Below are 22,969 nucleotides of genomic sequence, written 5' to 3' on the forward strand. Positions count from 1 at the left end.
TGTGGTGGATCTTCGGGTCCAGGCAGTCCGGCGCGGGGCGGCGGACGCTCGCGGTGATCAGCGTGATGCCAGCCAGGTCGTACACGGGGTCCTTGAACTCGGCGAGGACGATCAGCGTCGGGCCCGAGGTGTTCAGGCGGGGGTCCATGCCCGAGGTGATCTTGACCCCGCGGGTCAGCGTCAGCCTGATGTGGACGCCGTCCCGCATCGCGTTCGCCGCGAGCGTCCGGCGGATTTCCCCGGTGATCCGCGCGTCGTCCGGTACCGACGTGAACGCCAGCGCGTGCGCGGAGCGGCGCAGCCTGGCCAGGTGCTCGCCGAGCGCGAAGATCCGGCCGTTGGTGAGCCGCAGCCCCTCCCACACCGCGTCCCCGCCCTGGACCGCCGAATCGAACGGGCTCACGCCCGCCTGGTCGCGGTGCGCGAGCGTGCCGCCGACGCTGACGATCAGGTCGCGGTTGCGTTCGTCGAACTTCTGCAGCATGCGGTTACTCCTCAGAGCCGGCCCGGTCCGTTCGGGCTAAAAATTGAGCTTATATTTTCGAATTCTCTCGTAGTAGGGCAGGCACTGCTCCAGTAGCGGGTGCAGCGCGGGCGGGAGCGCGGGGGGCTCGGCAGCGGCCGCCACCGGGACGAAGCCGGTCGACCTGCGCACGCTGTCGTACCAGTACGGCGCCCATACGCCGTCGCTGTCGCGCGGGCCAGGCGGCCAGGAGAGCATCGCGGCGATGAACGGGACGCCAAGCGCGGCGCACAGGGCGCGCAGCGCCGCTTCCGGCGCGGCCAGCAGGTCGGCGGAGTCGATCACCGGGCCGCCGAACCCTTCGAAGATCTCCGCCTGCTGGCGCAGGCCCAGGTCGTCGAGCGCCGGCGCGGCGCGGACCAGGGCGTAGGAGGCGAGCAGCCAGCGCGGGTCCCTGATCAGGAACGCGTGCCGCAGCGGCGCCAGCGCGGACCGGTCTACCGACGGCAGGAGGTGGTGCGTCATGTGCTTCTGGTAATAGATGGAGGCGCCAGGCGGCAGCGGGTCGCGGGCCAGGGCGCGCAGCACGGTGCGCCAGTCGGCCGGCTGGCTGGCGATCACCTCGTCCCTGCCTGGGTGGTCAAGGCCCGTGGCCGCCAGGTAAAAGGCGTACAGCGGCTCGTCAACGACGACCGTGTCCGGGCGGTTCTCCCAGGCCCGCAGCAGCGCCGTGGACAGGGTCCGCGGCCCTGACCACATCGCGATGCGGGTGACAGCGCCATCGCCCGGGCCTCCGGTGCCCGGGTCCCCGTGGCCGGCCCGCGGGTCCCCGTGGCCGGCCCGCGGGTCCCGGTGAGCGGCGCCGGTCAGAAGACCACCACGCTGCGCAGCACCTCGCCGTGCTCCATCTTCGCGAACGCCGCCTCGACGTCGCCGAGCGAGATCGTCTCTGACACGAACTTCTCAAGCGGCAGCCGGCCCTGCAGGTGCAGGTCGACCAGCATCGGGAAGTCGCGGCTCGGCAGGCAGTCCCCGTACCAGGATGACTTCAGCGCCCCACCCCGGCCGAACACCTCAAGCAGCGGCAGCTCCAGCCGCATCTCCGGCGTCGGCACGCCGACGAGCACGACCACGCCGGCCAGGTCGCGGGCGAAGAACGCCTGCGTGTAGGTCTCCGGCCGCCCGATGGCCTCGATCACCACGTCCGCGCCGAATCCGCCGGTGAGCTCCTTGATGCCCTCGACCGGATCGGCGGTGCGCGAGTTGATCGCGTGGGTCGCGCCGAACTCGCGCGCCCACTGCAGCTTCTGGTCGTCCACATCCACCGCGATGATCGTCTTCGCGCCGGCCAGCCGGGCGCCGAGCACGGCCCCGTCGCCGACCCCGCCGCAGCCGATGACCGCGACCGTGTCGCCCCGGGTGACGCCGCCCGTGTTGATGGCGGCGCCAATTCCGGCCATCACGCCGCAGCCGAGCAGCCCCGCGGTGGCCGGCGCGATCGCCGGGTTGACCTTGGTGCACTGGCCGGACGCGACCAGCGTCCGCTCGGCGAACGCGCCGATGCCCAGCGCCGGGGACAGCGGCGTACCGTCGGCCAGCGTCATCTTCTGCTTGGCGTTGTGCGTGGCGAAGCAGTACCAGGGCCGGCCGCGCGTGCAGGCGCGGCACTGCCCGCAGACGGCGCGCCAGTTGAGGATCACGAAGTCGCCGGGCGCCACGTCGGTGACGTCGTCGCCGACCGCCTCGACGACACCGGCCGCCTCGTGCCCGAGCAGGTACGGGAAGTCCTCGCCGATGCCGCCCATCTTGTAGTGCAGGTCGGTGTGACAGACGCCGCAGGCCTGCACCCGCACGAGCGCCTCGCCCGGTCCTGGATCAGGCACAAGCACCTCTGTGACGCTGACCGGCTCGCCCTTTCCGCGCGCCACCACGCCGTGAACGCTGATCGTCATGCAGGTCCTTTCCTTTCCGCGGGTCCGGGGGTGGTCCCCGCCCGATCAGATTCCGAACGGTCCGCTGCTTCGCGCCGCAGGTCCCGGTGCTCAGGCCAGCCGGTATTCGCCGTGCGCAACGACCACGGCCTGGCCGCCCACGAGCACCCGCTCGACCGCATTGTCCGTCCCGTCCGCGCGTGCGTACAGGACCGACGGGCGGTGGATCTGCGCGCCCTGGCGGATCTCGATTTCCTCGCCGAACCTGATCCTGCCGTGCCGGGCGAGGTGCAGCGCCAGCGGGCCGGCGGCCGACCCGGTCGCCGGGTCTTCGGGAACGCCGAGGGCGGGCGCGAACATCCGGGTGGTCCAGCCGCCGGGAGTCTGCGTGTAGCAACTGGCGTTCACCGGGAGCCTGGCGAGCTTTTGCATGTCCGGCCGCAGCCCGGCGAGCGCCTCCTCCCCGTCGATCTCCACGTAGACGTTCAGCGGGCCGTTGCGGTACCACTCGACCGGCAGGCCGTCCGGTTTGCCCGTCGTGCCCAGCGCGTCGAGCAGCTCGGCCGTGTGGTCATAGGCGCCCCAGGCCGGGATCGGCTGCGACATCCGGCCGAACGTGATCGCGTCGCCGTCCCGCTCCAGTTCCACCGGTACCAGGCCAACGCCGAGCTGGAGCGTCACCGTGTGCTTGCCGAGCATCTCGACGAGCACCCAGGCCGAGCCGAGCGTGGGGTGCCCGGCGAACGGCAGTTCGGCCCCCGGCGTGAAGATGCGGACGTGAGCGTCGGCATCTTCATGGTCAGGGGGAAGGAAGAAGACCGTCTCCGCGAAGTTCATCTCGCGGGTGGTCTTGAGCATCAGGTCGGCGTCCAGGCCGCGCCCGTCCGGGAAGATGCCAAGCTGGTTGCCTTCTAGCGGGGTGCCGGTGAACACGTTCGCGACGAGGAAGCGGCGGACCAGCGGCCCGCCGTCGGCCGGCTCGCCGGCCCACAGGGAGGTCTGAGGAACTCGCACGGTTGCGAGCGTACCCCGATCGTTCAGGCGCGCCCGGCGGCCCGACCGCGCCAGGACACCGCCCGGCCGGAGTAGTGCCGCCGCGCCGAGTCGGCGGTCATCGCCGCGTAGAACATGGCGATCAGCGGCAGCATGGGGGCGCGCAGCGGGCAGAGCCGGTAGAAGCGCAGCATCGGCAGGTAGCTGACGGTCATCAGCGCCCAGCCGGACAGGCCGGCCGCGCCGGCGAGCAGTGCCGGGATTCTCGTGCCCGGGCCTTCGCCGCCGGCGGCCGCGGCCAGCCACGCGATGGCCCCGGCGGGCGGCACGGCGTACAGCAGGAGCAGGCCGGCGATCGTCCCGGCGAGCAGCAGCGGGGAGTACCTGAGCTGGGTATACGCGGACCGGGCGATCATGTGCCACAGGCTGGCGAGGCGCGGGTAGGGGCGGGCGCTCTGCACCTGCGCGGTCAGGCCAAGCCAGCACCGGCCGCCGTCGCGCTTGAGCAGCGTGGCGAGCGCCACGTCGTCGATGAGCGCGCCGCGGATCCGCTCGAGGCCGCCGGCTTTGTCCAGGGCGTCCCTCCTGACCAGCATGCAGCCGCCGGCCGCCGCGGCCGTCCGGCTGCGCTGGTGATTGACCTTCCTGAACGGGTAAAGCTGGGCGAAAAAGTAGACGAAGGCGGGCACGATCAGGCGTTCCCACGCCGTGTGCGCGCGCAGCAGCGCCATCTGCGAGACGACCGCCCGGTTATCGCTCTCGGCGGCCGCGACTAGCTCACGCAGCGCGCCCGGCGCCCAGTCGATATCCGCGTCGGTGAACAGCAGGTACGGCGAAGGTTCGGCCGCTGCGCGGCTGGCGTCCGCGTCCGGCGCGCTGGCCGCCACCCCTTGCGCCATCGCCCACACCTTGCCCGCCCAGCCGGCTGGCCGGGGCTGGCCGGCCACGACGGTCAGCGGCGCGGCGCCTCCTCGCGCTCCTCGCGCTCCTCGCGCTTCTCGGGCTTCTCGCGCGGACTTGGCGCCGAGTCCGGCCGCGATCTCCCCCGTGCCGTCCTCGCTCCGGTCGTCCACCAGAATGACCAGGAACTCCCCTGGGTAATCCTGCGCCAGCAGCGCGGGAAGCGTCACCGGCAGCATGTCCGCCTCGTTCCTTGCAGGCACGACCGCGACCACGCCCGGCCAGCGTTCCGGGCTTACCGCGGCTGGCAGCCGCTGGCTGGTCAGCCAGTACCCCCCGTGCGCCGCCAGCAGGAACACCCAGGCCACGGCGGCGGCGGCGGATGCGATCGCGAGTCCGAGCACACAGGCAGCTTGGCACACAAGCGCCGGCCGGCTGGCGCCCGGCCTTGGCGGCGAGGCCCACGCCACCGATAGGGTTGGCGGCGGGAGCCCCACCGCCAACTCATGTCGCCGGGCTAGCTGACCTCGCGGAGCAGGCCGGTGTCCACGTCGAACACGAAGCCGCGGATCTGGTCCGTGTGCGGGACGAAAGGGCTGGCCTTGATCCTGGCGATCGACTGCCGGACGTCCCCGTCCAGGCTGGCGAACGCCTCGGCCGCCCAGGGCGGCCGGATCCCGGTGTCGGCTTCGATGGCCGCCTTGAACTGATCGTCGGTGAACGTGAGCATTCCGCAACGGGTGTGGTGGATGAGCACGATCCCAGTGGTGGCGAGCAGTCGCTGGCTGATCGCCAGCGAGCGGATCGCGTCGTCGGTGACCACGCCGCCGGCGTTGCGGATGACGTGCGCCTCGCCCTCGGTGAGCCCGAGCGCGCCGTACACGTTGAGCCTGGCATCCATGCAGGCGATCACGGCCAGGCCGGCCGTGGGGCGGTGCGGCAGCGGACCGGGAAAGGTCGCGGCGTAGCGGGCGTTCCTGGCGAGCAGTTCGTCGTGCACGCTCATGCCGTCACCGCTCGCGCCCGCGAGCCACCATTTCATTCACGCTCGCTAATATAGGGCATTTCATGATATTCCCGATATAGGCAACACGCGTCGCAGCGGCGGGTGCGGCAGGGCGGCCGCGTTTGCGACGGCAAGCGTCTGGCAGGGGCGCCGTGCATCACCGTTTCGTTACCGTCCCGCAGCAACCACAGATCTGGTTGAAGCGTCCCCAGGTTGAGATAATTAGTTGAAGAAATGAAGAAAGGCGTGAGCGTCATGGGTGGTGTGCGGACAGGCGGCAAGCTGCGGGCGCGCGCAAGGCTCGCGATGCTCGGCGCATTTGCTGCGGCGGCGACCGCGATCGTTGCATGCAGTACCCTCCCGAGTGCCGCGTCGGCGGCTGCCACCAAGCCCGCGGCTCCCGTCAAGCCCGTCGCCGTCACCAAGCCCGCAGCCGCCGCGCGTTCCGCGTCCGCTGCGCCGCCCGCCGCCAGGCCCGCTACCGCTGCCCCGGCCTACACCCCGCCGAAGCGCGACCTTCGCGAGGGCATGAGCGGCACCGACGTCAAGGCGCTGCAGGAACGGCTCTTGACGCTGAAGTACTACCCAGGGCCGATCGACGGCATATTCGGCAGCGACACCCTGGAAGCGGTCTGGGCGTTCCAGGAGGTCAACCGCCTTTCCGTGAATGGCGTGGTCGGCCCGGCGACGAAGAAGGCCCTCGTGCATCCCCGCACCTACCAGGCGAAGTACCCGGGGCAGGCCGGGACCAGGGTCGAAATCGACCTGGGGCTGGGCGTGCTGGTCTTCTTTAAGGACCACAAGATCGCGCTGGTCAGCCATGTGTCGACGGGCGGCCACTACTACTTCTGCTCAGGCGGGACCTGCGACAACTACGCCGAGACCCCAACCGGCGAGTTCAACGCGCTCTACTTCGTCCCTGGCTGGGACCAGGGACCGCTCGGGGCGATGTACAACCCGACGTTCTTCAACTACGACGGATACGCGATCCACGGCGAATACAACGCCGACGTACCGGTCGAGCCGGTCTCCCACGGCTGCGTCCGGATCCCGTACGACATCGCCTCGTGGTTCTACCAGGACCTGACGATCAGCGAGACACCGGGCGTGGGCACCGAGGTCTGGATCTACAACCAGTGGACGACCTGGACCCAGGGCGACGGGTAGGCGGGTAGCGGTCCAGCCCGCGCGCCGCCGGCTGGACGCTGCGCTGCCAGCCGGGAGATAGTGGGAAAAGGGCGCCCGAGCGCGCCCTGCGCACTGCACCCGACCGGTAGGTGGTTTCATGCTCCAGGCCTTCGTGTTCGAGCGAGTCGGCGTCGTCGTCGGTGACCTCTACTTCCTTGACCCGAACCCGGGCCGGGGACAGGAGGGTCCCGAGCACGGGGTGCGGGTCGAGCTGCGCGTCTTCGACCGGGGCGAACTGAAGGGCACCATCTACTCCGCCACGCCGATCGAGGTGGGCCAGCCGATCTGGCGAGTCGACTTGCTCGAATCGGTGGACGGCACGCCCGGCAGCTTCAACCGGACCCATCACCACCCGAAGTTCACCGGCTGGAACCCCGGGCGGCGCGTGTTCGTCAGGGAGCTGTCGGCTGACCCGCTCGGCTGGCTGGGCGGGCAGCTGGCTGACCTGCCCGCGGTGCTCGTGCGCGCCGAGGTGCCCGCGGACGTGGCAGGCCCGAGCGACGCGCAAGACCTGCGTAATATCGCGCCCGCGATCGTGGGCGTGGCCGGCCTGCTGCTGGACAAGGTCCGCTCCGGCGAACTTGGCGTCGCACCCGCCGACCCTGCCAGCAGCATCAGGACCGGCTGGCTCTAATTCGCCGGCCGGCTGACCGCGGCCTATGGCCGGCTGGGGAGGGGCTGGCTTCGACCGGGCCGCGCGCTAACGGTTTGCCCGGCCGGCGAATGCCGCGGGCGCGCAAGCCGGACAGCACCGCGGCGATCGCCATGAAGCTGACGAAGGCGTAGAACGCCGCGTGCAGGCCGGTGGTGAACGCGTCGGCAAGCTGCCCGTGCAGCCGGGCGGTGCCCACGAAGATCGCGAACGCGAGCCCCCGGGAGATCGACCGCGATGCGACGAGGATCGCCACGGCGAACGAGAACACCATGCCGATGTTCGAGAACGTGCGCAGGATCCCGGACGCGATGCCGAACATGTCCGGTGGCGCCGCCTTCATCACCGCGGCGCTGTTCGCCGGGAAGAAGCAGCTGGTCCCGATCCCGTTCACCAGGCTGATGAGGACGATCAGCCACAGGGGCGTGGACAGCGTGAGCTGCGCGTAGCAGAGCAGGACCGCCACCTGGATGGCGAGGCCGAGCGTCGCGGGCAGCACCGGGCCGCGACGGTCGGCCAGCCAGCCGGCCGGCGGGCCGACGGCGGCGCCCGCCACGTAGCCGGGCACCAGCAGCAGCGAGGCGTGGATCGGCGACAGCCCGCGCGGCCCCTGCAGGTACATCAGCAGCAGGAATAGCACCGCGAAGTTGGCCAGTCCCTGGAACAGCGCGGCAAGCAGCGACGCGGCCATCGTCGGCACCCGGAACAGGGACAGCGGCAGCATCGGCTCGGCCGCGCGGGTCTCGATGAGCACGAACACCACGATCAGGAGGACGCCGGCGACGAGGAACCCGACCGTCGAGGCGTCCAGCGGCTCGTTCGCGAGCTTGGTCATCGCCCAGAGCACGCCGAACAGCCCGAGCCCGAGGGTGATCATGCCGGGCAGGTCAAGCCGCCGGCGGACGCGGTCCCCGTGGTCGCGCAGCACGCGCAGCGCGGCGGCGATCGCCAGCACACCAGGGGGCACGTTGATCCAGAAAATCCACCGCCACGAGATGTAGGTGACGATCAGGCCGCCGAGCACCACGCCGATGACGGCCCCGACCGTCCAGCCGACCGCCGTGAGCCCGTAGGCGCGGCCGCGGCGCTCCCGCGGGTACAGATCGGCGATCACCGCGCCGCTGTTGGCCATGATCAGCGCGCCGCCGATCCCCTGCACGACCCGGAACGCGATGATCGACGCCTCGTCCCACGCCAGCGCGCACAGCAGCGATCCCACGACGAACACGGCGAAGCCTGACTCGTACATCCGCACCCGGCCGAACATGTCGCCAAGCCGCCCGACCTGCGTGGCCAGCAGCGTAATGACGAGCAGGAAGCTGATGATCACCCAGACCACGGCGGACAGCGCGACGTGCAGGCTGCGCTCTATCTCGGGAAGGGCGAGGACCACGATCGTGGTGTCGATGGCCGTCATCAGCACGCCAGCCATGATCACGATCATCGCCAGCCCGGTCCGCGGCGGTCCGCCGCTCCCGGCTTCAGGGTCGCCGGCAGACCGGAGTATCCGCGGTAGAGCCACTTACTCAGCCTAACGAACGGTGGATTTTGCTCCATACGAGACTAGGCTGTCTTTTCGGCATTCCCATGACGGGGGGTGACAGCCTGTGGAGCGCGACGATTCCACCATCGGAGCCGTCGGCGTGCTCACCATCGCCACCCGCGGCGCGGCTGGCCCCGGCGAGGTGCGGATCAAGTACCGCGGTGGCTCCGAGCGCTTTCTGGCCTGGTCGGAGACCCCGCTCCCGAAGGGCGCCATAGTCCTCATCATCGACTTCCGCGGTCGGCGGGCGGTCGACGTCATGGAGTGGGCCGACCCCCTCGGTGAGGCCCCCACAATCCCCGATTCTAACGAAGTTCGTCGCTCAGGAGAGTGAAACATGTTGGGCTACCGAGTTCCCGCACCGGACGAGGCGATGCTCGTTTCCGGCGGTCGCCATGGGCTGAAGGATGCGCCGTTCCGGGTCGTCACCGGCCACGGCACGTTCGTGATGCCGCTGTTCCGCAAGGTCCGGTACCTGACGCTGGCCATGCAGGAATCTGAGGTCTCCGAGACCTGCGTGACGCGGCAGGGCATCTCGCTGAACGTCCGCGCGGTGATCGCGTTCAAGGTGGGCAACGACCCCGAGTCAATCGTCAACGCCGGGCAGCGGTTCCTGTCCGACCAGGACCAGATGTCGGTGCTGACCGGCCGGATCTTCGCCGGCCACCTGCGGTCGATCATCGGCTCGATGACCGTCGAGGAGATCGTCACCGAACGGCAGAAGCTGGCCACCGAGGTGCTCGACGGGTCGAAAGAGGAGATGGCCAACCTGGGGCTGAGCGTGGACTCGCTGCAGATCCAGTCGATCGATGACATGGGCGCGGGGTACATCGCGGCGATGGCCGCGCCGAACAACGCGGCCATCCAGCGGCAGGCCAAGATCGCCCAGGCGCAGGCCGATCAGGCGGCGGCCGAGGCCCAGCAGGCGTCGATCCGCAAGCAGGCCGAGTTCGCCAGGCAGACCGCGGTCGTACAGGCGCAGTACAAGGCCGAGATCGACAAGGCGCAGGCCGAGGCCGCCCAGTCCGGCCCGCTCGCGCAGGCCGAGGCGCAGCGAGCGGTCATCGCCGCCCAGGCTGAGCTGGCACAGCACCAGGCCGAGCTGCGCCAGCAGCAGCTCGTCTCCGAGGTGATCAAGCCTGCGCAGGCCGAGGCGGAGAAGGTGAAGATCCTCGCGATAGCCGACGCGGAACGGACCCGGATCGCCGCGGAGGCCGCCGCGTCCAACAACCGGGTGGCACTGGATCAGCTGCTGATCGCGCAGCTGCCGCAGATCGTCAAGGAGGCGGCCTCCGGGCTGGCGGGCGCCAACGTCAGCATCCTCAATGGCGCCGATGGCCTCGGCGAGATAGCCGCCGGGCTGGTCAGCCAGGGCCTGACGATCCTGGAGTCGGTCCGCCACGGCGTCGGCGCGCCGGCTGCGCCCGGCGCCGGTCCCGCCGCCATCGGCAATGACGCCACCGCCAACGACACCACGGGCAACGGCAAGGGGCCGGCTTAAATCCGGGGGGCGACCCCCCGGGCCCCCCGGCTGCGCGGCTCCTCCTGGACATAGCAATGCAGCTCGACCGCCAGCCGGGCGATCATCACGCACCGTCTTGCGGGCCAGCACTCGCACATCGGACACCAAGCCCGTACTACCGCGCCAGGAGGACGTTCCCATATCAACCGCATCACCGCAGGACAACCACCCCTAGCGCGTTGTCTTAATTGCTACGGGGCCCCGGTTCCCGCACAGCGCTGGGCTCGATAAGCGCGACTTGCTACGGCCAGTTCCCAGCCGGTCACGGGGGACCATCGTCCCGGTCCGGGTTCTGCCGTCGCTGCGGGGCCTGAGCGGGAGGGCGTCGGGTAGATCCGCTGGCAGTAGGTCTTCCTCGGTGGCGCCGCCGAACCGCCGGGCAAGCCAGTGAGATGATCGGCCAAGGGCAGGGGTCAATCGGTCACCCGTCAGACGGCCGGTAGGTCTGGCTGGTTTGATTCTCCACCGGAGGCAGGGAGAAGGGATGAACATCCGCAGGGTGCTCCTCGACGTGGACAAGGCGATCCAGCGGCCCGAGATCATCGACATCGCCCACGCGATCGATGCCGCCCCGGGCGTAGCCGGGCTGAACATTACCGTCACCGAAATCGATGTGCAGACGGTCGGGATGGACATTACCGTCGAGGGAGACAACATCGATCTCGATGCGCTTTTCCGTGCCATCGAATCTACCGGCGCGGTCGTGCACAGCGTCGACGAGCTTGCGGCTGGAGAGCGGCTGGTGGAGCGCATAGCGCGGAAGCGATGAGCCGCCCGCTGTCTCGGCGGCGGGCCAGGCGGCGCCTCAGCCTCAGCGTGCTGCCGGTCGTCCTGGGCCTGCTGGATGGGATCACCAACGCGCTGGGCCTGACCGCGCACTCAATCCTCGCCGGCGGCAGCGGCGTCGGCCTGGGACTGGCCCTCCGGGTCGCCTCGTTCTCGCTGGTGACCGCAGTGTTCGCCATCTTCGTCGCGAGGTACGCGGACCTGCGGACGGGCCTGATCCGGGCCGGCAGGCAGCTGAACCTGCTCGAACGAGGCGCGCTGGCCACCACCAGGCTGGGCCGGGCTGCCCGCCGGGACGCGCTGGCCGACGCAGTTCAGGCCAGTCTGGCCAGTTTTTGCGGCGCCCTTCTCCCGCTGGGTATCGCGGTCGCATTCCCCGGATACCGGTGGCTTCCCGTGGCCCTGGCGGTTGGCATGCTGACGTTCCTCGGCCTGGTAATCGGCCACAGGCTCGGCGGGAATCCGGGGCTGTGGGCGGTGGCACTGGCCGCAGCCGGGATCATCCTCACTGGAGTTGGTGCGGTGCTCAATATCGCGTGATGTCAGGTAACGGATCCCTACAGGCAGCAAGGACGCTAACGCATGCAGGGCCGGCACGCGGATGGCATAGGCCACAGAAGAACACCGCAAGCACGCCGAAACCAGTGTCCGGGTGACCGTCCGCCTCGCCGACGAGTCTGCGGGCCCTTGTCACGGATCGCCTCCGTCTCGGTCCATTCCCGTCCGTCACGCCAGCCCCTCCCGCTGGCCTTGCACGCACCGGCCGGGATAACGGGAAAGAAAAGGCCACCCCTGACCGGTCTTTTCCTCCCCGTTAATCGCTCTGTCCGGAATGTCCGGTTCCGGGGATTCCGGCATAACGGACATATCATACCGACGGACGGCGGCCGGCAGGTCCCTCACCGCCGAGGCTGCCCGCCGCGCCGCCGAACTCGACAAGCGTCGCCTGCAGGACGGCACAGCCTTCCCGCATGACAACCCCTCCCCGGCATGCACCGCCCTTTTCGCGGCAGTTGAGCCGCCGGTCCCGAGCCAGGAGGAGGAGGAGGAGAAACGAAACCGTCTGCCAGCCGGCGCTGGCGGCAAACCCGCGCCCGGGTGACGGTCCTGGCCTGCCGACGGGCAAGCCCCCGGCTGCGCCTTGACGGCGCACTTGCCACGGCTAGTCCGGGGGCGACCCCCCGGACCCCCCGGCTGCGCCTAACGGCGCACTTGCCGCATCGGTAGCTGCGGGTCTTTGTGTCACGCGGCGGGGTGGTTGCGGAGGCGGACGAAGTTGATCGCGGTCACGCGCATCACGGTGTCGCCGTGCTGGTTGGTCACCTCGGCTAGCGAGCGGACGATTCCGCGGTCGGGCTTGCTGCTCGAGCGGCGGGCTTCCAGGACTGTGGCGCGTACGTGCAGGGTGTCGCCGGGGCGCACGGGCTTCGGCCAGCGGATCTCGTCCACGCCCGCCGCCCCCAGGCCGGACTCCGGGCTGACGAAGTGCTCGACGAGCAGCCGCATCATCATGCTCGTCGTCTGCCAGCCGCTCGCGATGAGCCCGCCGAAAGGCCCGGCGGCCGCTGCCAACGGGTCGATGTGGAACGGCTGCGGGTCGTACTCCTTGGCGAAGGCGATGATTTCCGCCTCGGTGATCGAGAAGGCGCCGCAGTCAACCGTGAGCCCGGGAACGTAGTCCTCGAAGTACCTGGGCGCGTGCTCGGGAAGGTCAGTCACGCTCGCCAGTATCCCAACCCGTCCGCCATCGTCACTATCGGCCTCCGCGGCCAGTGGTTCGCCCGCTTTCGCGATTACCTCGAGGCGGCGATCCATCGCGATTCGGGGCGGCGGCTATGCGTGAGTGCGACCAGTTTTGACAACTCATTGCAACATTATGAATGCGAAGAGTATTTTCATTGGATTTGATTACAGGAAGATCACGAGAAAAACTCGATTTGCCTGCGGAGGCCCGTCACTCTCTGCAATGCTTCCAGCGATGGCCCGGTCGGCACAAAGTCATACGAACTGTCCGAAACCAGACGGATACGGGCTGCCGAAAGTACCGGCCCGCCGAGAGGCTGCCGCAGCCGCGTAGGCCGGGCGAGGAAGCGACGTAAGGGAGACGATGAGCGCAGGACGCGGTGTTCGCCGGCCGGTGAAGATCCGGCGCAGGGGCCGGCACACGACACCCTCGCAGGTCGGGAAGGTAGCGGAGAAGGCCGGCCGGGCAGCCCCGGCGGTGGCCATCGCCGGGGCGCTCGTCGCGACTCCGCAGGTGCGGCACGAGCTCGCCGCGCCGTCGCACGTCGCGGTGGCGGAAGCCAGGCAGCCGACGGCAGCTCACGGGCCGGCGGCGGCGACGCTGGATTCGCTCACGGTGCGTAGCAGCATCGCCGGCAGCGTGGCGAAAACCCGGCACGCCGCGGCGGAGAAGGCCGCCAGGAACACCTCTTACAAAGTCAGGGCGGGCGACACGCTGTCGGGCATCGCCGAGCGGTTTTACCACAACGCCGGCGACTGGGAGTGGATCTACCACGAGAACGAGAAGACGGTCTCGAATCCGAACCTGATCTATCCGGGCGAGACCCTGCTCATTCCTGCTCACGGGCAGGGCAGCTACACGCCGCGGCACGCCAAGACCGCCCCCCGGGTCAAGCCCCGCTCACACCACGGCGGCGCCACCACCACCGATGCGGTGACCACCAAGCTGAGCGGCACGCTCGGCTGCTCGGGGCTGGAGGAGCTGTGGGAGGAGGCTGGCGGCAACCACGCGGACGCGTTCATCGCGGCCGAGATCGCGATGGCCGAGTCCGGCGGCCAGCAGTACGCGCTCAGCCCGACCGACGACTACGGCTACTGGCAGATCAACGCCACCTACTGGGGCTCGCTCGCCACGTTCGACCCGCTCGGTAACGCCAAGGCCGCGGTGCAGATCTCCGCTGACGGCACCAACTGGTCCCCGTGGACCACCTACAACACCGGCGCGTACGCCGGCCGGTGCTGACACCCCGCGCCTCTTTAGAAGATCGCGGCGAGCAGGACCGCGACGATGCCGGTGATGAAGACCCCGTCGAAGGTGCCGGCGCCGCCGATCGACACCACGGGCGCGCCGAGCCGGCGGACCTTGTGCATGTTCAGCAGGTCGGCGCCGGCCAGCGTGCCGAGCGTGCCGCCGACGTACGCGAGCCCGGCCACCGCAGCCGGGTGCAGCATGATCGCGACCGCGGCGGCGAAGACGCCGGGCAGCAGCGCGGGCACCGCGATGCCCAGGCCACGCACCGGGCGGGCGACCGCGTGCGTGAGCAGCGCGACGATGACCACCGCGGCGAGCGCGAGCCAGCCGAGCCTGTCGTGCGCGATCAGGTACGCCGACAGCGCCGCAGGCACGACCGCGCCGCCGACGTTGACCGCGACGGTGATCTTGCTGCTCCGAACGACCGGGATCACGTACCGCATTCCGAACACGGTGATCATCTGCCGCAGCTGTGTCACGCTTCCCCGCAGCCGCGCCACCGGGATGTTGACCACGCTGCCGGCCAGGCTCACAAGCAGCACGAGCATGGCCTGCTCCGGGTCGATGCCGAGCCGGTCGAGGGCGTAGCTGAAGATGCCGATCTGCACGAACGCGATCAGCAGCAGCACGGCGATGAACCCCGCCGCGAGGAACGGGGCCGCCAGCGGCCAGTACACCAGCCCGCGCCCGTCCCTGTCACGCCCGTACCGCCCGCGGGCAGCCAGCCCGAACCGCGCGCGCCGCCGGCCCAGGCGGCTGGCGTACCCGTCGTATCCTGCCGCACCGAACATGGCAGTCGCCTCCCGCTGTGATAACGGCCGGCCAAATCGAGTTATGCCGTGTTTCGCGGCGAAGGCGGCGAAGGCGGCGGAAGCGAACGACGGCAGCGAACGCGGAACAGCGGCTATCCTCCCGAGCCAGCCGCGGCGCCGACCGCCTCGGAGATGCCCAGCCGGGCGAGTTCGTCGGCGCGCTCGTTGCCCGGATCGCCGTTGTGGCCTTTCACCCACTGCCAGGCGATCTGGTGCGGTGCCATCGCGGCGACGAGCCGCTGCCACAGGTCAACGTTCTTGACCGGCTGCCGGTTGGCGGTCTTCCAGCCGTTGCGCTGCCAGCCAGGCACCCACTTGGTGACCCCGTCGAGCAGGTACCTGCTGTCGGTGTACAGCCTGACCGGCACCGGCCTGGTCAGCGCCTCGAGCGCCTGGATGGCGGCCATGAGCTCCATCCGGTTGTTCGTGGTCAGCTGGTCGCCGCCGTGCAGCTCCTTCTCCGCGTTCCCGTACCGCAGCACGACGCCCCACCCGCCAGGGCCCGGGTTGCCGCTGCAGGCACCGTCGGTGTAGATCACGGCCTCGCCCATGCCGCACAGGCTATCGCCGCCGCCGCACCATGGCGGCAGGCCGGCCGGACCCGCGCCGGTACGATCGACTCCCGTGACAGCGGAACTCGTCCTTTCCTGCGGGAAGATCCGCACGCCAGCACATCCGTCCGGCTTCGTCCAGGCCGCCGCTATCGGCGGCGGCGTGATCCTCGCGCTGGGTCGCGACGACCAGATCCGCGAGCACGCCGGGCCCCGTACCCGGGTGGTGAACCTGCGCGGCCGGCTGGCGGTCCCCGCGTTCGGCGACGCGCACGTGCACCCGGTGCAGGCCGGGCTCGAAGGCCTGCGCTGCAACCTGGCCGGCCTGCGGAGCAGGCAGGCGTGCCTGGACGCGATCGCCGCCTACAGCGCGACGCTGCCGCCGGGTGCCTGGGTGCTCGGCGGCGGCTGGCCGATGTCGGGCTTCCCCTGCGGCATCCCGGCCGCCGCCGATCTCGACACGGTGACCGGCGGGCGGCCCGCGTTCCTGCCCAACAGCGATCACCACAGCGCCTGGGTGAACACCGCGGCGCTGACCGCGGCCGGGATCACCGCGCGCACGCCCGATCCCGCCGACGGGCGGATCGAGCGCGGCCCCGCCGGGGTCCCCGCCGGCGCGCTGCACGACGGCGCGATGCGGCTGGTCGCCTGCTGCGTCCCGGCGCCGGGCCCCGGCGAGCTCACCGCGGCGCTGCTGGCCGCGCAACGGCACCTGCACGAGCTTGGCATCACGAGCGTCCAGGACGCCTGCGTCGGCGAGGCCGGCGAGCTCGGCATGCCCGACGCGTTCGACACCTACCGGCGGGCCGCCGCCGACAAGCTGCTGACCTGCCGGGTCACCGGGGCGCTGTGGTGGGACCGCGCCCGCGGCCTGCGCCAGCTGCCGGACCTGCAAGCGCGCAGGGAGGCAGCCGGCGGCGGCGGCGGATTCCGCGCCACCACGGTCAAGCTGATGCTTGACGGGGTGTGCGAGACGTTCACCGCCGCGATGGGCGCCCCCTACCTGGACGGCCGCGGCCACGACCACCCGGGCGGCCACGCCGGACGCCTGTTCATCGACCAGGAGGAACTCAAGGAGGCCGCCGGGCGGCTGTCCCGCCTCGGCTTCCAGCTGCACTTCCACGCGATCGGGGACCGCGCGATCACGGTCGCGCTCGACACCCTCGCCCAGCTGCCTGCCGCGCAGCGCGAAAGCGGCAGGCACCACATCGCCCACCTGCAGTTCATCAGCCCGCCTGACCTGGGCCGGTTCGCGCGGCTCGGCGTGGTGGCCAACTTCCAGCCGCTGTGGGCGTGCGAGGACGAGCAGGTCGCGGCGCTGACCGTGCCCTTCGTCGGCGCCGAACGCGCCGCCTGGCTGTACCGGATCGGCGCGGTCCTGCGGCGCGGCGGGCGGATCGCGTTCGGCAGCGACTGGCCGGTCTCCAGCGCCGACCCGCTGCAGCAGATGCACGTCGCGGTCAACCGCGTGCTCTATCAGCCAGGGGGGAAAACCCGGGAGACCAGGCGGCCGCTGCTGCCCGCCGAGGCGATCACCGTGGACGCGGCGGTCGAGGCTTTCACGAAAGGGGTCGCGTACGTCAACCACGAAGAGGACGCGGCGGGCACGCTAAGCCCCGGCATGCGCGCCGACGTGGCGGTGCTCGACCAGGACCTGTACACGATCCCGCCCGGCGACATCGGCGGCACATCGGTCGCGCTGACGATCGCCGGCGGCCAGGTCGTGCACGGCGAGGAGTAGGCGGTGGCCGGCGCAGCGGCCGGGATCGTTCGGGATAACGGGAGGAGGACCGGGCCCCGACCCGCGCGTGAACTCGCGTCCCCCAGCGGTGACCTGGCTGAATTAATGTGTTGTGCTAGTACCGTGATGAACTCGCTGCCGTCGCCGGGCTCGGAAGACCCGGCAGACCTCGCCATTCTCGCCGGGCTGACCGTGGAGGACACCGACGACGACGACCCGGTCCTGCTGTGGCCGGACGGGCGCCAGGTGGACACGTGGCGTGAGGACTACCCGTACGGCGAGCGGATGCCGCGCGAGGAGTACGAGCGGGGGAAAAGGCTGCTGCAGATCGAGCTTGTCAAGCTGCAGAACTGGGTCAAGGACACCGGGCAGCGGATCATCATCGTGTTCGAGGGGCGGGACGCGGCCGGGAAAGGCGGGACGATAAAGCGCTTCACCGAGCACCTGAACCCGCGCGGCGCGCGCGTTGTCGCGCTTGAAAAGCCCACGGAAAGGGAACGGACCGAGTGGTATTTCCAGCGGTACGTGTCGCACCTGCCGTCCGCAGGGGAAATCGTGCTGTTCGACCGGTCCTGGTACAACAGGGCCGGCGTCGAGAAGGTGATGGGCTTCTGCACGCCCGGGGAGTACCTGGAGTTCATGCGCGAGGCGCCGGAATTCGAGCGGATGCTGGTGCATTCGGGGCTTGCGCTGACGAAATTCTGGTTCTCGGTGACGCGCACCGAACAGCGCACCCGGTTCGTCATCAGGCAGGTGGACCCGGTGCGGCAGTGGAAGCTCAGCCCGATGGACATCGAGTCGCTCGACAAGTGGAACGACTACACCGAGGCGAAAGAGGCGATGTTCTTCTACACGGACACGGGCGACGCGCCGTGGACGGTGGTGAAGAGCAACGACAAGAAGCGCGCCAGGCTCGAGGCCATGCGGCACATTCTGGAGAAATTCGATTACGACGGGAAGGACCCGGAAATCGTGGGCAAGCCTGACGAGAAGATTATCGGCCCGCCGTCGCTGCTTTCCGAGCGGGCGTCGATCGCATCGTTCACGAGGCTGTGAGGGAAGCGGGATGAGCGTGGCGGAAACCGCCGTGACCGGCGGCACGCTGACCGAGATCACCTCCGAGGACGAGCTGCGCGCGGCGCTCGGCGGGCTCCCCGAGCGGCGGGCGGCCACCAAGGTCCGCGCCACGCTGCACCCGCGGCAGGCCGAGTGGCTGCGCGCGTCGCCGTTCTGCGTGATCGCGACGTGCGACGCGGCAGGGAACTGCGACGCCTCCCCCAAGGGCGACCCCGCCGGGCAGCTCTTTCACGTGCTCTCGCCGGCGTCGGTCGCGATCCCGGAACGGCCGGGCAACAAGCGCGCCGACGGCTACCGCAACCTGCTCGGCAATCCCCGCGTCGGGATCATCTCGCTGATCCCCGGCCGGGGGGACACGCTGCGGGTCAACGGCCGGGCCAGGCTGGTGCGGGACGCGCCGTTCTTCGACGAGCTGGCCGTGCGCGGGCGCCGGCCGGTGCTCGCGATCGTCGTGGACATCGACGAGGTCTTCTTCCACTGCGCGAAGGCGTTCCTGCGGTCCGGGCTGTGGCAGCCGTCGTCCTGGCCCGCGCCCGACGCGCTGCCGTCGGTGGCCGCGCTGTGCAAGGCCGTGCAGGACACCCCGGAGACGCTGGAGGAGCTCGAGGCGCACTACGCGCCCGAGCACTACTCGACGCTGCTGTACTGACCCCACAGCGCCGGGATGCTCACGCCCAGGTCGGCGAGCAGCCTGCGCAGCAGCGGCAGCGATACCCCGATCACGTTGGTGTGGTCGCCGTCGATCGAGTCGACGAACCAGCCGCCGAGGCCCTCGATCGTGAACCCGCCCGCCATGATCAACGGCTCCCCGGTGGCGGCGTACGCCTGGATCTCATCGTCCGTCGGGGTGCCGAAGCGGACCGTCGTCGCCGCCACCGCCTGCGCGCTGCGCCCGGAGGCGGCGTCGATCACGCAGTGCCCGGTGAACAGCGTGCCCTCCCTGCCCGACATGTGGCGCCACAGCGCGATGGCCTCGGCCGTGCCGGCGGGCTTGCCGTAAGCGCGGCCGTCGAGGTCGAGCATCGAGTCGCAGCCGATCACGACGCCGTCGTCGAGGCCCTCGGCGACCGCGCCCGCCTTCGCCGCGGCGAGCAGGCCGACAAGCTCCGGTGTCGTGGCGGCCGTGTAGGCGTCCTCGTCGACGCCGCTGACGATGACCTGCGGATCGAGGCCGCCCGCGCGCAGCACGGCGAGCCTGGCGGGGGAGGCCGAGGCGAGAACGACACGCACGGGTCAGACCTTACGCGTCACCGCGCGGAGCCGTAGCATCGGTGCCATGGTGCGCGTGCTGGTGCTGTACAACACGCCGGCGGACCCCGAGGCCTTCGACCGGTACTACAACGAGATCCACATCCCGCTGGCCAGGCAGCTTCCCGGGCTGCTGCGGTACACGGTCAGCAGGAATCTCGCCGCGCTCGGGGGGGACGCGAAGTACTACCTGATCGCCGAGCTCGACTTCGCGTCGCCGGAGGCGGTGCGGGCGGCCTTCGGCTCGCCGGCCGGCCGCGAAACCGCAGCCGACGTGCCGAAGTTCGCGACCGGCGGCTCGTCGCTCATGACCTACGAGGTCGCCGAGGCTTGATGCGGTTCGGGCTGGCCGGCGCCGGTTACTGGGCTCGGACCACGCACGCGCCCGCGCTCGCCACGACGCCGGGAAGCACGCTCGCCGCGGTGTGGGCACGCGATGCCCGCGCGGCGCGGTCCCTGGCCGCCGAGCACGGCGCGATCACGTGCGGGTCCTTCGGCGCGCTGGTCGACGCGGTGGACGCGGTCGCGTTCGCGGTGCCGCCGCACGTGCAGGCGCCGCTCGCCGTCCAGGCGGCGCGGGCGGGCAGGCACCTGCTGCTCGAAAAGCCGATCGCGCTGTCGGTTGCCGACGCGGACCGGCTGGCGGCCGCCGTCGACTCGGCCGGGGTGGCGTCGGTGGTGTTCTTCACGCTCCGCTTCAACACCGAAGTCCGCGCCTGGCTCACCGACTCCCGTGCCCGCGGCGGCTGGTCAGGCGGCGGCTGGTCGGGCGGGGTCGCGGTCTGGCTCGGCTCGGCGCTGCAGCCGGGCAATCCGTTCGACACGCCGTGGCGGCGGGAGAAGGGCGGCCTTTGGGACCTCGGCCCGCACGTGGTGTCCCTGCTGTGGGCCTGCCTCGGCCCGGTGACCTCGGTCACCGCCGTGCCCGGCGCTCTTGACGCGGCGCACCTGGTCCTGCGGCACGCCGGCGGCGCGAGCAGCACCGCGACGGTGACGCTGAGCGCGCCGCCGGCCGCCGCGGGGAACAGCCTGTTCGTCTGGGGTGCGGCCGGGCGTTCGATCATGCCCGCCACGCCGGTCGACCCGGTGGCGGCGCTGCGGGTCGCGGCCGGTGAGCTCGCCGCGGCCGCTCTCGCCGGGCAGTGCGCTCACCCGTGTGACGTCCGGTTCGGCCGCGAGGTCGTCCGGGTGCTCGCCGCCGCCCAGGCACAGCTCGACGCCGGCTAAGCCTTTCATTTATCCCGAACGGACCGTGGCGACTGCCCCGGCGCACGACCGCTTCCCTGGGCTGGCGAGCCGCCGGGTGGCGAGTCCGTGCCGGAACTGTACCTACATGGCCGGACCCGCCTAGGCTCTATGGTTATGAGTAGTCCGCCAGCCGTCCCCGACCCAGGGAACCTGCGCGCCTCGGATGCCGACCGTGAGCGCGTCGCCGACATATTGCGCGAGGCCGCCGGGGACGGGCGGCTGACCATGGAGGAGCTGGACGAGCGGCTCGATGCCGTGTACGCGGCAAAGACCTACGCCGAGCTCGAGCCGGTCACCCGGGACCTGCCTGCCGCGGGGGCCGGCCAGGTTCCGGCTCCCGCGCCGGCGCCGGCTGGCGCCCCGGACCGGACCGGCCGGTTCGGCGGCGAGCCGACCTCTCACAACGCGGTCTCGATCCTCGGCGGCTTCTCCCGCAAGGGCGACTGGGTGGTGCCGGGGGAATTCTCGGCGGTGGCGATCCTGGGCGGCGGGGAGATCGACCTGCGGGAGGCCCGGTTCGCCGAGCACGCCGTGACCATCCACGCGGTGGCGATCTTGGGCGGCATCGAGATAACCGTCCCGGAGGACGCCCTGGTCCACGTGACCGGCGTCGGCATCATGGGCGCCTTCGAGCACATCGCGAGCGGGGAGAGCAAGCCCGGCGGGCCGAAGATCATCGTCACCGGCGTCGCCCTCATGGGCGGGGTCGAGATCAAGCGCAAGCCGTCAAGGAAGTCCCAGCGCGAGCAGGTGCTTGAAGCCAGGCGCGAGCGGTTCGAGGCGCGGCTTGAGGAGAAGCGGGAACGGCTGGAGGCCAAGCACGAACGGCTGCAGGCAAGGCACGAGCGGCTGCAGTCCAACCGACCCGACGAACTGCAGTGACGCGGTCAGCCGACAGCGCCTAGGGGTGGTAGGGGGATGGCTGGTTGAAGATCACGGTCAGGCTGACGATCTTGTTGTCGCGGACGCTATGACTTCGCGGACGTCCATGGTGACGTGGCGACGATCCGCTCGGTGTCAAGGGCGTTGACGGCGGCGATGTGCTCGGCGACGACGGCCGGCAGTTCGGTGCTCATCGCTGGGTTCTCCTCGGTTCGGGCTGGCCGGTGCGGCCAGCGATATCCACTGTGGCCGCTGCCCCGGCGGGAGGGTCAATGGCAGTCCCCGGCCTTGACTCTCCCCTTGAGGGAGGGTCCATGCCGGACGGGTGCCCGCCTCCCTGACCATCGGTGACTTCTCCCGGGCCACCCACCTGAGCGTCAAGACACTGCGCCACTATCACCGCATCAGGCTGCTGCAACCGGCTGACATCGACCCGGACACCGGGTACCGGCGGTATACCGTCGATCAGATCCCGGCGGCCCAGGTGATCCGCCGTTTCCGGGATCTGGACATGCCCCTGAACCAGATCCACGCCGTCCTGCAAGCTCCGGATCTGCGGGCCCGTAACCGGCTCATCTCCGCCCATCTGGCCAGCCTCGAGCAAGGCCTGGCCCGGACGCAGGACGCGGTGGCGTCACTGCGGGACCTGCTCGCCGACCCGTCCGCGGTCGCGCCCGTCAGCCAGCGCCGGGTCGACGCGACGGCGGCGGCGGCCATCACCGGCGTCGTCAGCACCGGCGATCTGCTGGCCTGGTATCTGGGTGCGCTCGGCGAGCTTTACGCCACCCTCGATGCCCGCGGCGTCTCCGCGTCTGGCCCGGCAGGAGGCATCTACGCCAGCGAGCTGTTTTCCGCCGAACGCGGGGAGGCCACGATCTTCGTGCCCACCGCAACCCAGGTCCAGCGCCTGGGCCGGGTCGCCCCTGTCGTCGTGCCCGCCGCCGAGCTGGCGGTCATCACGCACGCCGGCTCCCATGCCGATGTGGACCGGGCCTACGGGGCGCTGGGCACTTACGTGGCCAGCCATGCCCTGCGGGTGGACGGTCCCATCCGCGAGTACTATCTCGTGGGCCGACGCGACACACCGGAAGAAAACGCCTGGCGGACTGAGATCGGCTGGCCCATCTTCAGCACCGGCGCAGCCGCTTAGACCAGCGATTTCCGGCTGCCGGACGCGCTACTCGCGGACGATCAGGGTGTTCCAGGTGATCGGTCCGACGATGCCATCCACGCCCAGCTTGAATCTCGCCTGGAAGTCCTTGACGGCCGCCTGCGTCTTAGGGCCGAATATGCCGTCGACCGCGAGAGCCGTGAAGCCGTAGGCGAACCTCAAGTTGTGCTGGACCGCCGCTACGGCAGGCCCGCTATTTCCGATCTGGACCTCGACGATCAGGTGCGTCCAGGTCTGCGGCCCCACCTTTCCGTCCACGG

The 22,969-nt window shown here is 70.5% G+C and carries 26 protein-coding genes; 14 read left to right on the forward strand and 12 right to left on the reverse strand.

The genetic code is table 11. The annotated features are described in order from the left end of the window. From Q1N79_RS11050 to Q1N79_RS11075, 6 genes are all read right to left on the reverse strand, one after another. The coding region (locus tag Q1N79_RS11050) for an aminotransferase class IV (protein WP_300607850.1) at window positions 1-484 on the reverse strand (484 nt) is incomplete at its 3' end. Window positions 485-520: 36 nt separating this feature from the next. Then, window positions 521-1,222 (reverse strand): hypothetical protein, encoded by a 702-nt coding sequence (locus tag Q1N79_RS11055; RefSeq protein WP_300607853.1) that lies wholly within the window; start codon window positions 1,220-1,222, stop codon window positions 521-523. Window positions 1,223-1,329: 107 nt separating this feature from the next. Beyond that, the gene (locus Q1N79_RS11060) at window positions 1,330-2,415 is read right to left on the reverse strand and encodes an S-(hydroxymethyl)mycothiol dehydrogenase (protein ID WP_300607856.1); all 1,086 of its coding nucleotides are present in this window, start codon (window positions 2,413-2,415) and stop codon (window positions 1,330-1,332) included. Window positions 2,416-2,505: 90 nt separating this feature from the next. Next, complete coding sequence (locus Q1N79_RS11065; RefSeq protein ID WP_300607859.1) at window positions 2,506-3,408, reverse strand: PhzF family phenazine biosynthesis protein; 903 nt, start codon at window positions 3,406-3,408, stop codon at window positions 2,506-2,508. Between the two features lie 23 nt (window positions 3,409-3,431). Further along, the gene (locus tag Q1N79_RS11070) at window positions 3,432-4,691 is read right to left on the reverse strand and encodes a glycosyltransferase (protein WP_300607862.1); all 1,260 of its coding nucleotides are present in this window, start codon (window positions 4,689-4,691) and stop codon (window positions 3,432-3,434) included. A 113-nt stretch (window positions 4,692-4,804) separates the two neighbouring features. Next, window positions 4,805-5,329 (reverse strand): carbonic anhydrase, encoded by a 525-nt coding sequence (locus tag Q1N79_RS11075; protein WP_300607865.1) that lies wholly within the window; start codon window positions 5,327-5,329, stop codon window positions 4,805-4,807. A gap of 219 nt (window positions 5,330-5,548) precedes the next feature. On the opposite strand from Q1N79_RS11075, the gene Q1N79_RS11080 reads away from it, so the two are divergent. Then, window positions 5,549-6,460, forward strand: coding sequence for a peptidoglycan-binding protein (locus Q1N79_RS11080; protein ID WP_300607922.1), 912 nt, complete (start codon window positions 5,549-5,551; stop codon window positions 6,458-6,460). Between the two features lie 118 nt (window positions 6,461-6,578). Beyond that, window positions 6,579-7,115 carry a hypothetical protein gene (locus Q1N79_RS11085; RefSeq protein ID WP_300607868.1) on the forward strand — a complete coding sequence of 179 codons (537 nt, stop codon included), beginning with the start codon at window positions 6,579-6,581 and terminating at the stop codon, window positions 7,113-7,115. Here the strand turns inward: Q1N79_RS11085 and Q1N79_RS11090 are convergent. Further along, entirely contained in the window at window positions 7,096-8,565 is a 1,470-nt protein-coding gene (locus Q1N79_RS11090; RefSeq protein ID WP_300607870.1) for an MFS transporter, read from the reverse strand. The two genes, Q1N79_RS11085 and Q1N79_RS11090, sit on opposite strands and share 20 nt — an antisense overlap. 175 nt (window positions 8,566-8,740) lie before the next feature. Here Q1N79_RS11090 and Q1N79_RS11095 point away from each other — a divergent pair, with 175 nt between their 5' ends. The 4 genes from Q1N79_RS11095 to Q1N79_RS11110 all read left to right on the forward strand — a co-directional run bounded on the left by Q1N79_RS11095 (window position 8,741) and on the right by Q1N79_RS11110 (window position 11,524). Further along, window positions 8,741-9,010 (forward strand): hypothetical protein, encoded by a 270-nt coding sequence (locus Q1N79_RS11095; protein ID WP_300607873.1) that lies wholly within the window; start codon window positions 8,741-8,743, stop codon window positions 9,008-9,010. Window positions 9,011-9,013: 3 nt separating this feature from the next. Continuing rightward, window positions 9,014-10,177 (forward strand): flotillin family protein, encoded by a 1,164-nt coding sequence (locus Q1N79_RS11100; RefSeq protein ID WP_300607876.1) that lies wholly within the window; start codon window positions 9,014-9,016, stop codon window positions 10,175-10,177. A gap of 505 nt (window positions 10,178-10,682) precedes the next feature. Next, window positions 10,683-10,967 (forward strand): DUF211 domain-containing protein, encoded by a 285-nt coding sequence (locus Q1N79_RS11105; protein ID WP_300607879.1) that lies wholly within the window; start codon window positions 10,683-10,685, stop codon window positions 10,965-10,967. Then, entirely contained in the window at window positions 10,964-11,524 is a 561-nt protein-coding gene (locus Q1N79_RS11110; protein ID WP_300607882.1) for a hypothetical protein, read from the forward strand. Before Q1N79_RS11105 ends, Q1N79_RS11110 begins: the two co-directional genes overlap by 4 nt. Before the next feature lie 702 nt (window positions 11,525-12,226). Here the strand turns inward: Q1N79_RS11110 and Q1N79_RS11115 are convergent. Further along, window positions 12,227-12,703: a MaoC family dehydratase gene (locus tag Q1N79_RS11115; RefSeq protein WP_300607885.1), complete on the reverse strand. Its 477-nt coding sequence runs from the start codon at window positions 12,701-12,703 to the stop codon at window positions 12,227-12,229. Window positions 12,704-13,091: 388 nt separating this feature from the next. On the opposite strand from Q1N79_RS11115, the gene Q1N79_RS11120 reads away from it, so the two are divergent. Beyond that, window positions 13,092-13,970, forward strand: a complete 879-nt coding sequence (locus Q1N79_RS11120) for a LysM peptidoglycan-binding domain-containing protein (RefSeq protein WP_300607888.1) — start codon at window positions 13,092-13,094, stop codon at window positions 13,968-13,970. 14 nt (window positions 13,971-13,984) lie between these two features. Here the strand turns inward: Q1N79_RS11120 and Q1N79_RS11125 are convergent, their stop codons facing one another. Further along, window positions 13,985-14,770: a DUF1614 domain-containing protein gene (locus tag Q1N79_RS11125; protein WP_300607891.1), complete on the reverse strand. Its 786-nt coding sequence runs from the start codon at window positions 14,768-14,770 to the stop codon at window positions 13,985-13,987. 113 nt (window positions 14,771-14,883) lie between these two features. Continuing rightward, window positions 14,884-15,342: a ribonuclease HI gene (rnhA, locus tag Q1N79_RS11130; RefSeq protein ID WP_300607894.1), complete on the reverse strand. Its 459-nt coding sequence runs from the start codon at window positions 15,340-15,342 to the stop codon at window positions 14,884-14,886. Between the two features lie 73 nt (window positions 15,343-15,415). On the opposite strand from rnhA, the gene Q1N79_RS11135 reads away from it, so the two are divergent. From Q1N79_RS11135 to Q1N79_RS11145, 3 genes are all read left to right on the forward strand, one after another. Then, window positions 15,416-17,083 (forward strand): amidohydrolase, encoded by a 1,668-nt coding sequence (locus Q1N79_RS11135; protein WP_300607897.1) that lies wholly within the window; start codon window positions 15,416-15,418, stop codon window positions 17,081-17,083. A 126-nt stretch (window positions 17,084-17,209) separates the two neighbouring features. Then, entirely contained in the window at window positions 17,210-18,139 is a 930-nt protein-coding gene (gene ppk2 / locus Q1N79_RS11140) for a polyphosphate kinase 2 (RefSeq protein ID WP_300607900.1), read from the forward strand. A 10-nt stretch (window positions 18,140-18,149) separates the two neighbouring features. Continuing rightward, window positions 18,150-18,809: an MSMEG_1061 family FMN-dependent PPOX-type flavoprotein gene (locus Q1N79_RS11145; RefSeq protein ID WP_300607903.1), complete on the forward strand. Its 660-nt coding sequence runs from the start codon at window positions 18,150-18,152 to the stop codon at window positions 18,807-18,809. On the opposite strand, the gene Q1N79_RS11150 is transcribed toward Q1N79_RS11145, so the two are convergent. After that, window positions 18,788-19,390 (reverse strand): nucleoside triphosphate pyrophosphatase, encoded by a 603-nt coding sequence (locus tag Q1N79_RS11150; RefSeq protein ID WP_300607906.1) that lies wholly within the window; start codon window positions 19,388-19,390, stop codon window positions 18,788-18,790. The genes Q1N79_RS11145 and Q1N79_RS11150 overlap by 22 nt on opposite strands. Before the next feature lie 46 nt (window positions 19,391-19,436). Here Q1N79_RS11150 and Q1N79_RS11155 point away from each other — a divergent pair, with 46 nt between their 5' ends. The 4 genes from Q1N79_RS11155 (at window position 19,437) to Q1N79_RS11170 (ending at window position 22,688) form a co-directional block, all read left to right on the forward strand. Next, window positions 19,437-19,742 (forward strand): EthD family reductase, encoded by a 306-nt coding sequence (locus Q1N79_RS11155; protein WP_300607909.1) that lies wholly within the window; start codon window positions 19,437-19,439, stop codon window positions 19,740-19,742. Beyond that, window positions 19,742-20,635, forward strand: a complete 894-nt coding sequence (locus Q1N79_RS11160) for a Gfo/Idh/MocA family oxidoreductase (RefSeq protein WP_300607911.1) — start codon at window positions 19,742-19,744, stop codon at window positions 20,633-20,635. Before Q1N79_RS11155 ends, Q1N79_RS11160 begins: the two co-directional genes overlap by 1 nt. A gap of 135 nt (window positions 20,636-20,770) precedes the next feature. Beyond that, window positions 20,771-21,538 (forward strand): DUF1707 domain-containing protein, encoded by a 768-nt coding sequence (locus Q1N79_RS11165; protein WP_300607914.1) that lies wholly within the window; start codon window positions 20,771-20,773, stop codon window positions 21,536-21,538. A gap of 325 nt (window positions 21,539-21,863) precedes the next feature. After that, window positions 21,864-22,688, forward strand: coding sequence for a MerR family transcriptional regulator (locus tag Q1N79_RS11170; RefSeq protein ID WP_300607916.1), 825 nt, complete (start codon window positions 21,864-21,866; stop codon window positions 22,686-22,688). A gap of 27 nt (window positions 22,689-22,715) precedes the next feature. Here the strand turns inward: Q1N79_RS11170 and Q1N79_RS11175 are convergent. Continuing rightward, the coding region (locus Q1N79_RS11175; RefSeq protein WP_300607919.1) for a peptidoglycan-binding domain-containing protein at window positions 22,716-22,969 on the reverse strand (254 nt) is incomplete at its 5' end.

This window comes from Trebonia sp., from assembly GCF_030042015.1.
Lineage (GTDB): Bacteria > Actinomycetota > Actinomycetes > Streptosporangiales > Streptosporangiaceae > Trebonia.

Bases quoted from the DNA above. Each gene is read 5' to 3' on its own strand.
- rnhA (WP_300607894.1), bottom strand. From the start codon at position 15,342: ATGGGCGAGGCCGTGATCTACACCGACGGTGCCTGCAGCGGCAACCCG.
- Q1N79_RS11090 (WP_300607870.1), bottom strand. From the start codon at position 8,565: ATGGCTGGCGTGCTGATGACGGCCATCGACACCACGATCGTGGTCCTC.
- Q1N79_RS11055 (WP_300607853.1), bottom strand. From the start codon at position 1,222: ATGTGGTCAGGGCCGCGGACCCTGTCCACGGCGCTGCTGCGGGCCTGG.
- Q1N79_RS11085 (WP_300607868.1), top strand. From the start codon at position 6,579: ATGCTCCAGGCCTTCGTGTTCGAGCGAGTCGGCGTCGTCGTCGGTGAC.
- Q1N79_RS11145 (WP_300607903.1), top strand. From the start codon at position 18,150: ATGAGCGTGGCGGAAACCGCCGTGACCGGCGGCACGCTGACCGAGATC.
- Q1N79_RS11080 (WP_300607922.1), top strand. From the start codon at position 5,549: ATGGGTGGTGTGCGGACAGGCGGCAAGCTGCGGGCGCGCGCAAGGCTC.
- Q1N79_RS11120 (WP_300607888.1), top strand. From the start codon at position 13,092: ATGAGCGCAGGACGCGGTGTTCGCCGGCCGGTGAAGATCCGGCGCAGG.
- Q1N79_RS11155 (WP_300607909.1), top strand. From the start codon at position 19,437: ATGGTGCGCGTGCTGGTGCTGTACAACACGCCGGCGGACCCCGAGGCC.
- Q1N79_RS11105 (WP_300607879.1), top strand. From the start codon at position 10,683: ATGAACATCCGCAGGGTGCTCCTCGACGTGGACAAGGCGATCCAGCGG.
- Q1N79_RS11165 (WP_300607914.1), top strand. From the start codon at position 20,771: ATGAGTAGTCCGCCAGCCGTCCCCGACCCAGGGAACCTGCGCGCCTCG.
- Q1N79_RS11125 (WP_300607891.1), bottom strand. From the start codon at position 14,770: ATGTTCGGTGCGGCAGGATACGACGGGTACGCCAGCCGCCTGGGCCGG.
- Q1N79_RS11160 (WP_300607911.1), top strand. From the start codon at position 19,742: ATGCGGTTCGGGCTGGCCGGCGCCGGTTACTGGGCTCGGACCACGCAC.
- Q1N79_RS11100 (WP_300607876.1), top strand. From the start codon at position 9,014: ATGTTGGGCTACCGAGTTCCCGCACCGGACGAGGCGATGCTCGTTTCC.
- Q1N79_RS11075 (WP_300607865.1), bottom strand. From the start codon at position 5,329: ATGAAATGGTGGCTCGCGGGCGCGAGCGGTGACGGCATGAGCGTGCAC.
- Q1N79_RS11110 (WP_300607882.1), top strand. From the start codon at position 10,964: ATGAGCCGCCCGCTGTCTCGGCGGCGGGCCAGGCGGCGCCTCAGCCTC.
- ppk2 (WP_300607900.1), top strand. From the start codon at position 17,210: ATGAACTCGCTGCCGTCGCCGGGCTCGGAAGACCCGGCAGACCTCGCC.
- Q1N79_RS11060 (WP_300607856.1), bottom strand. From the start codon at position 2,415: ATGACGATCAGCGTTCACGGCGTGGTGGCGCGCGGAAAGGGCGAGCCG.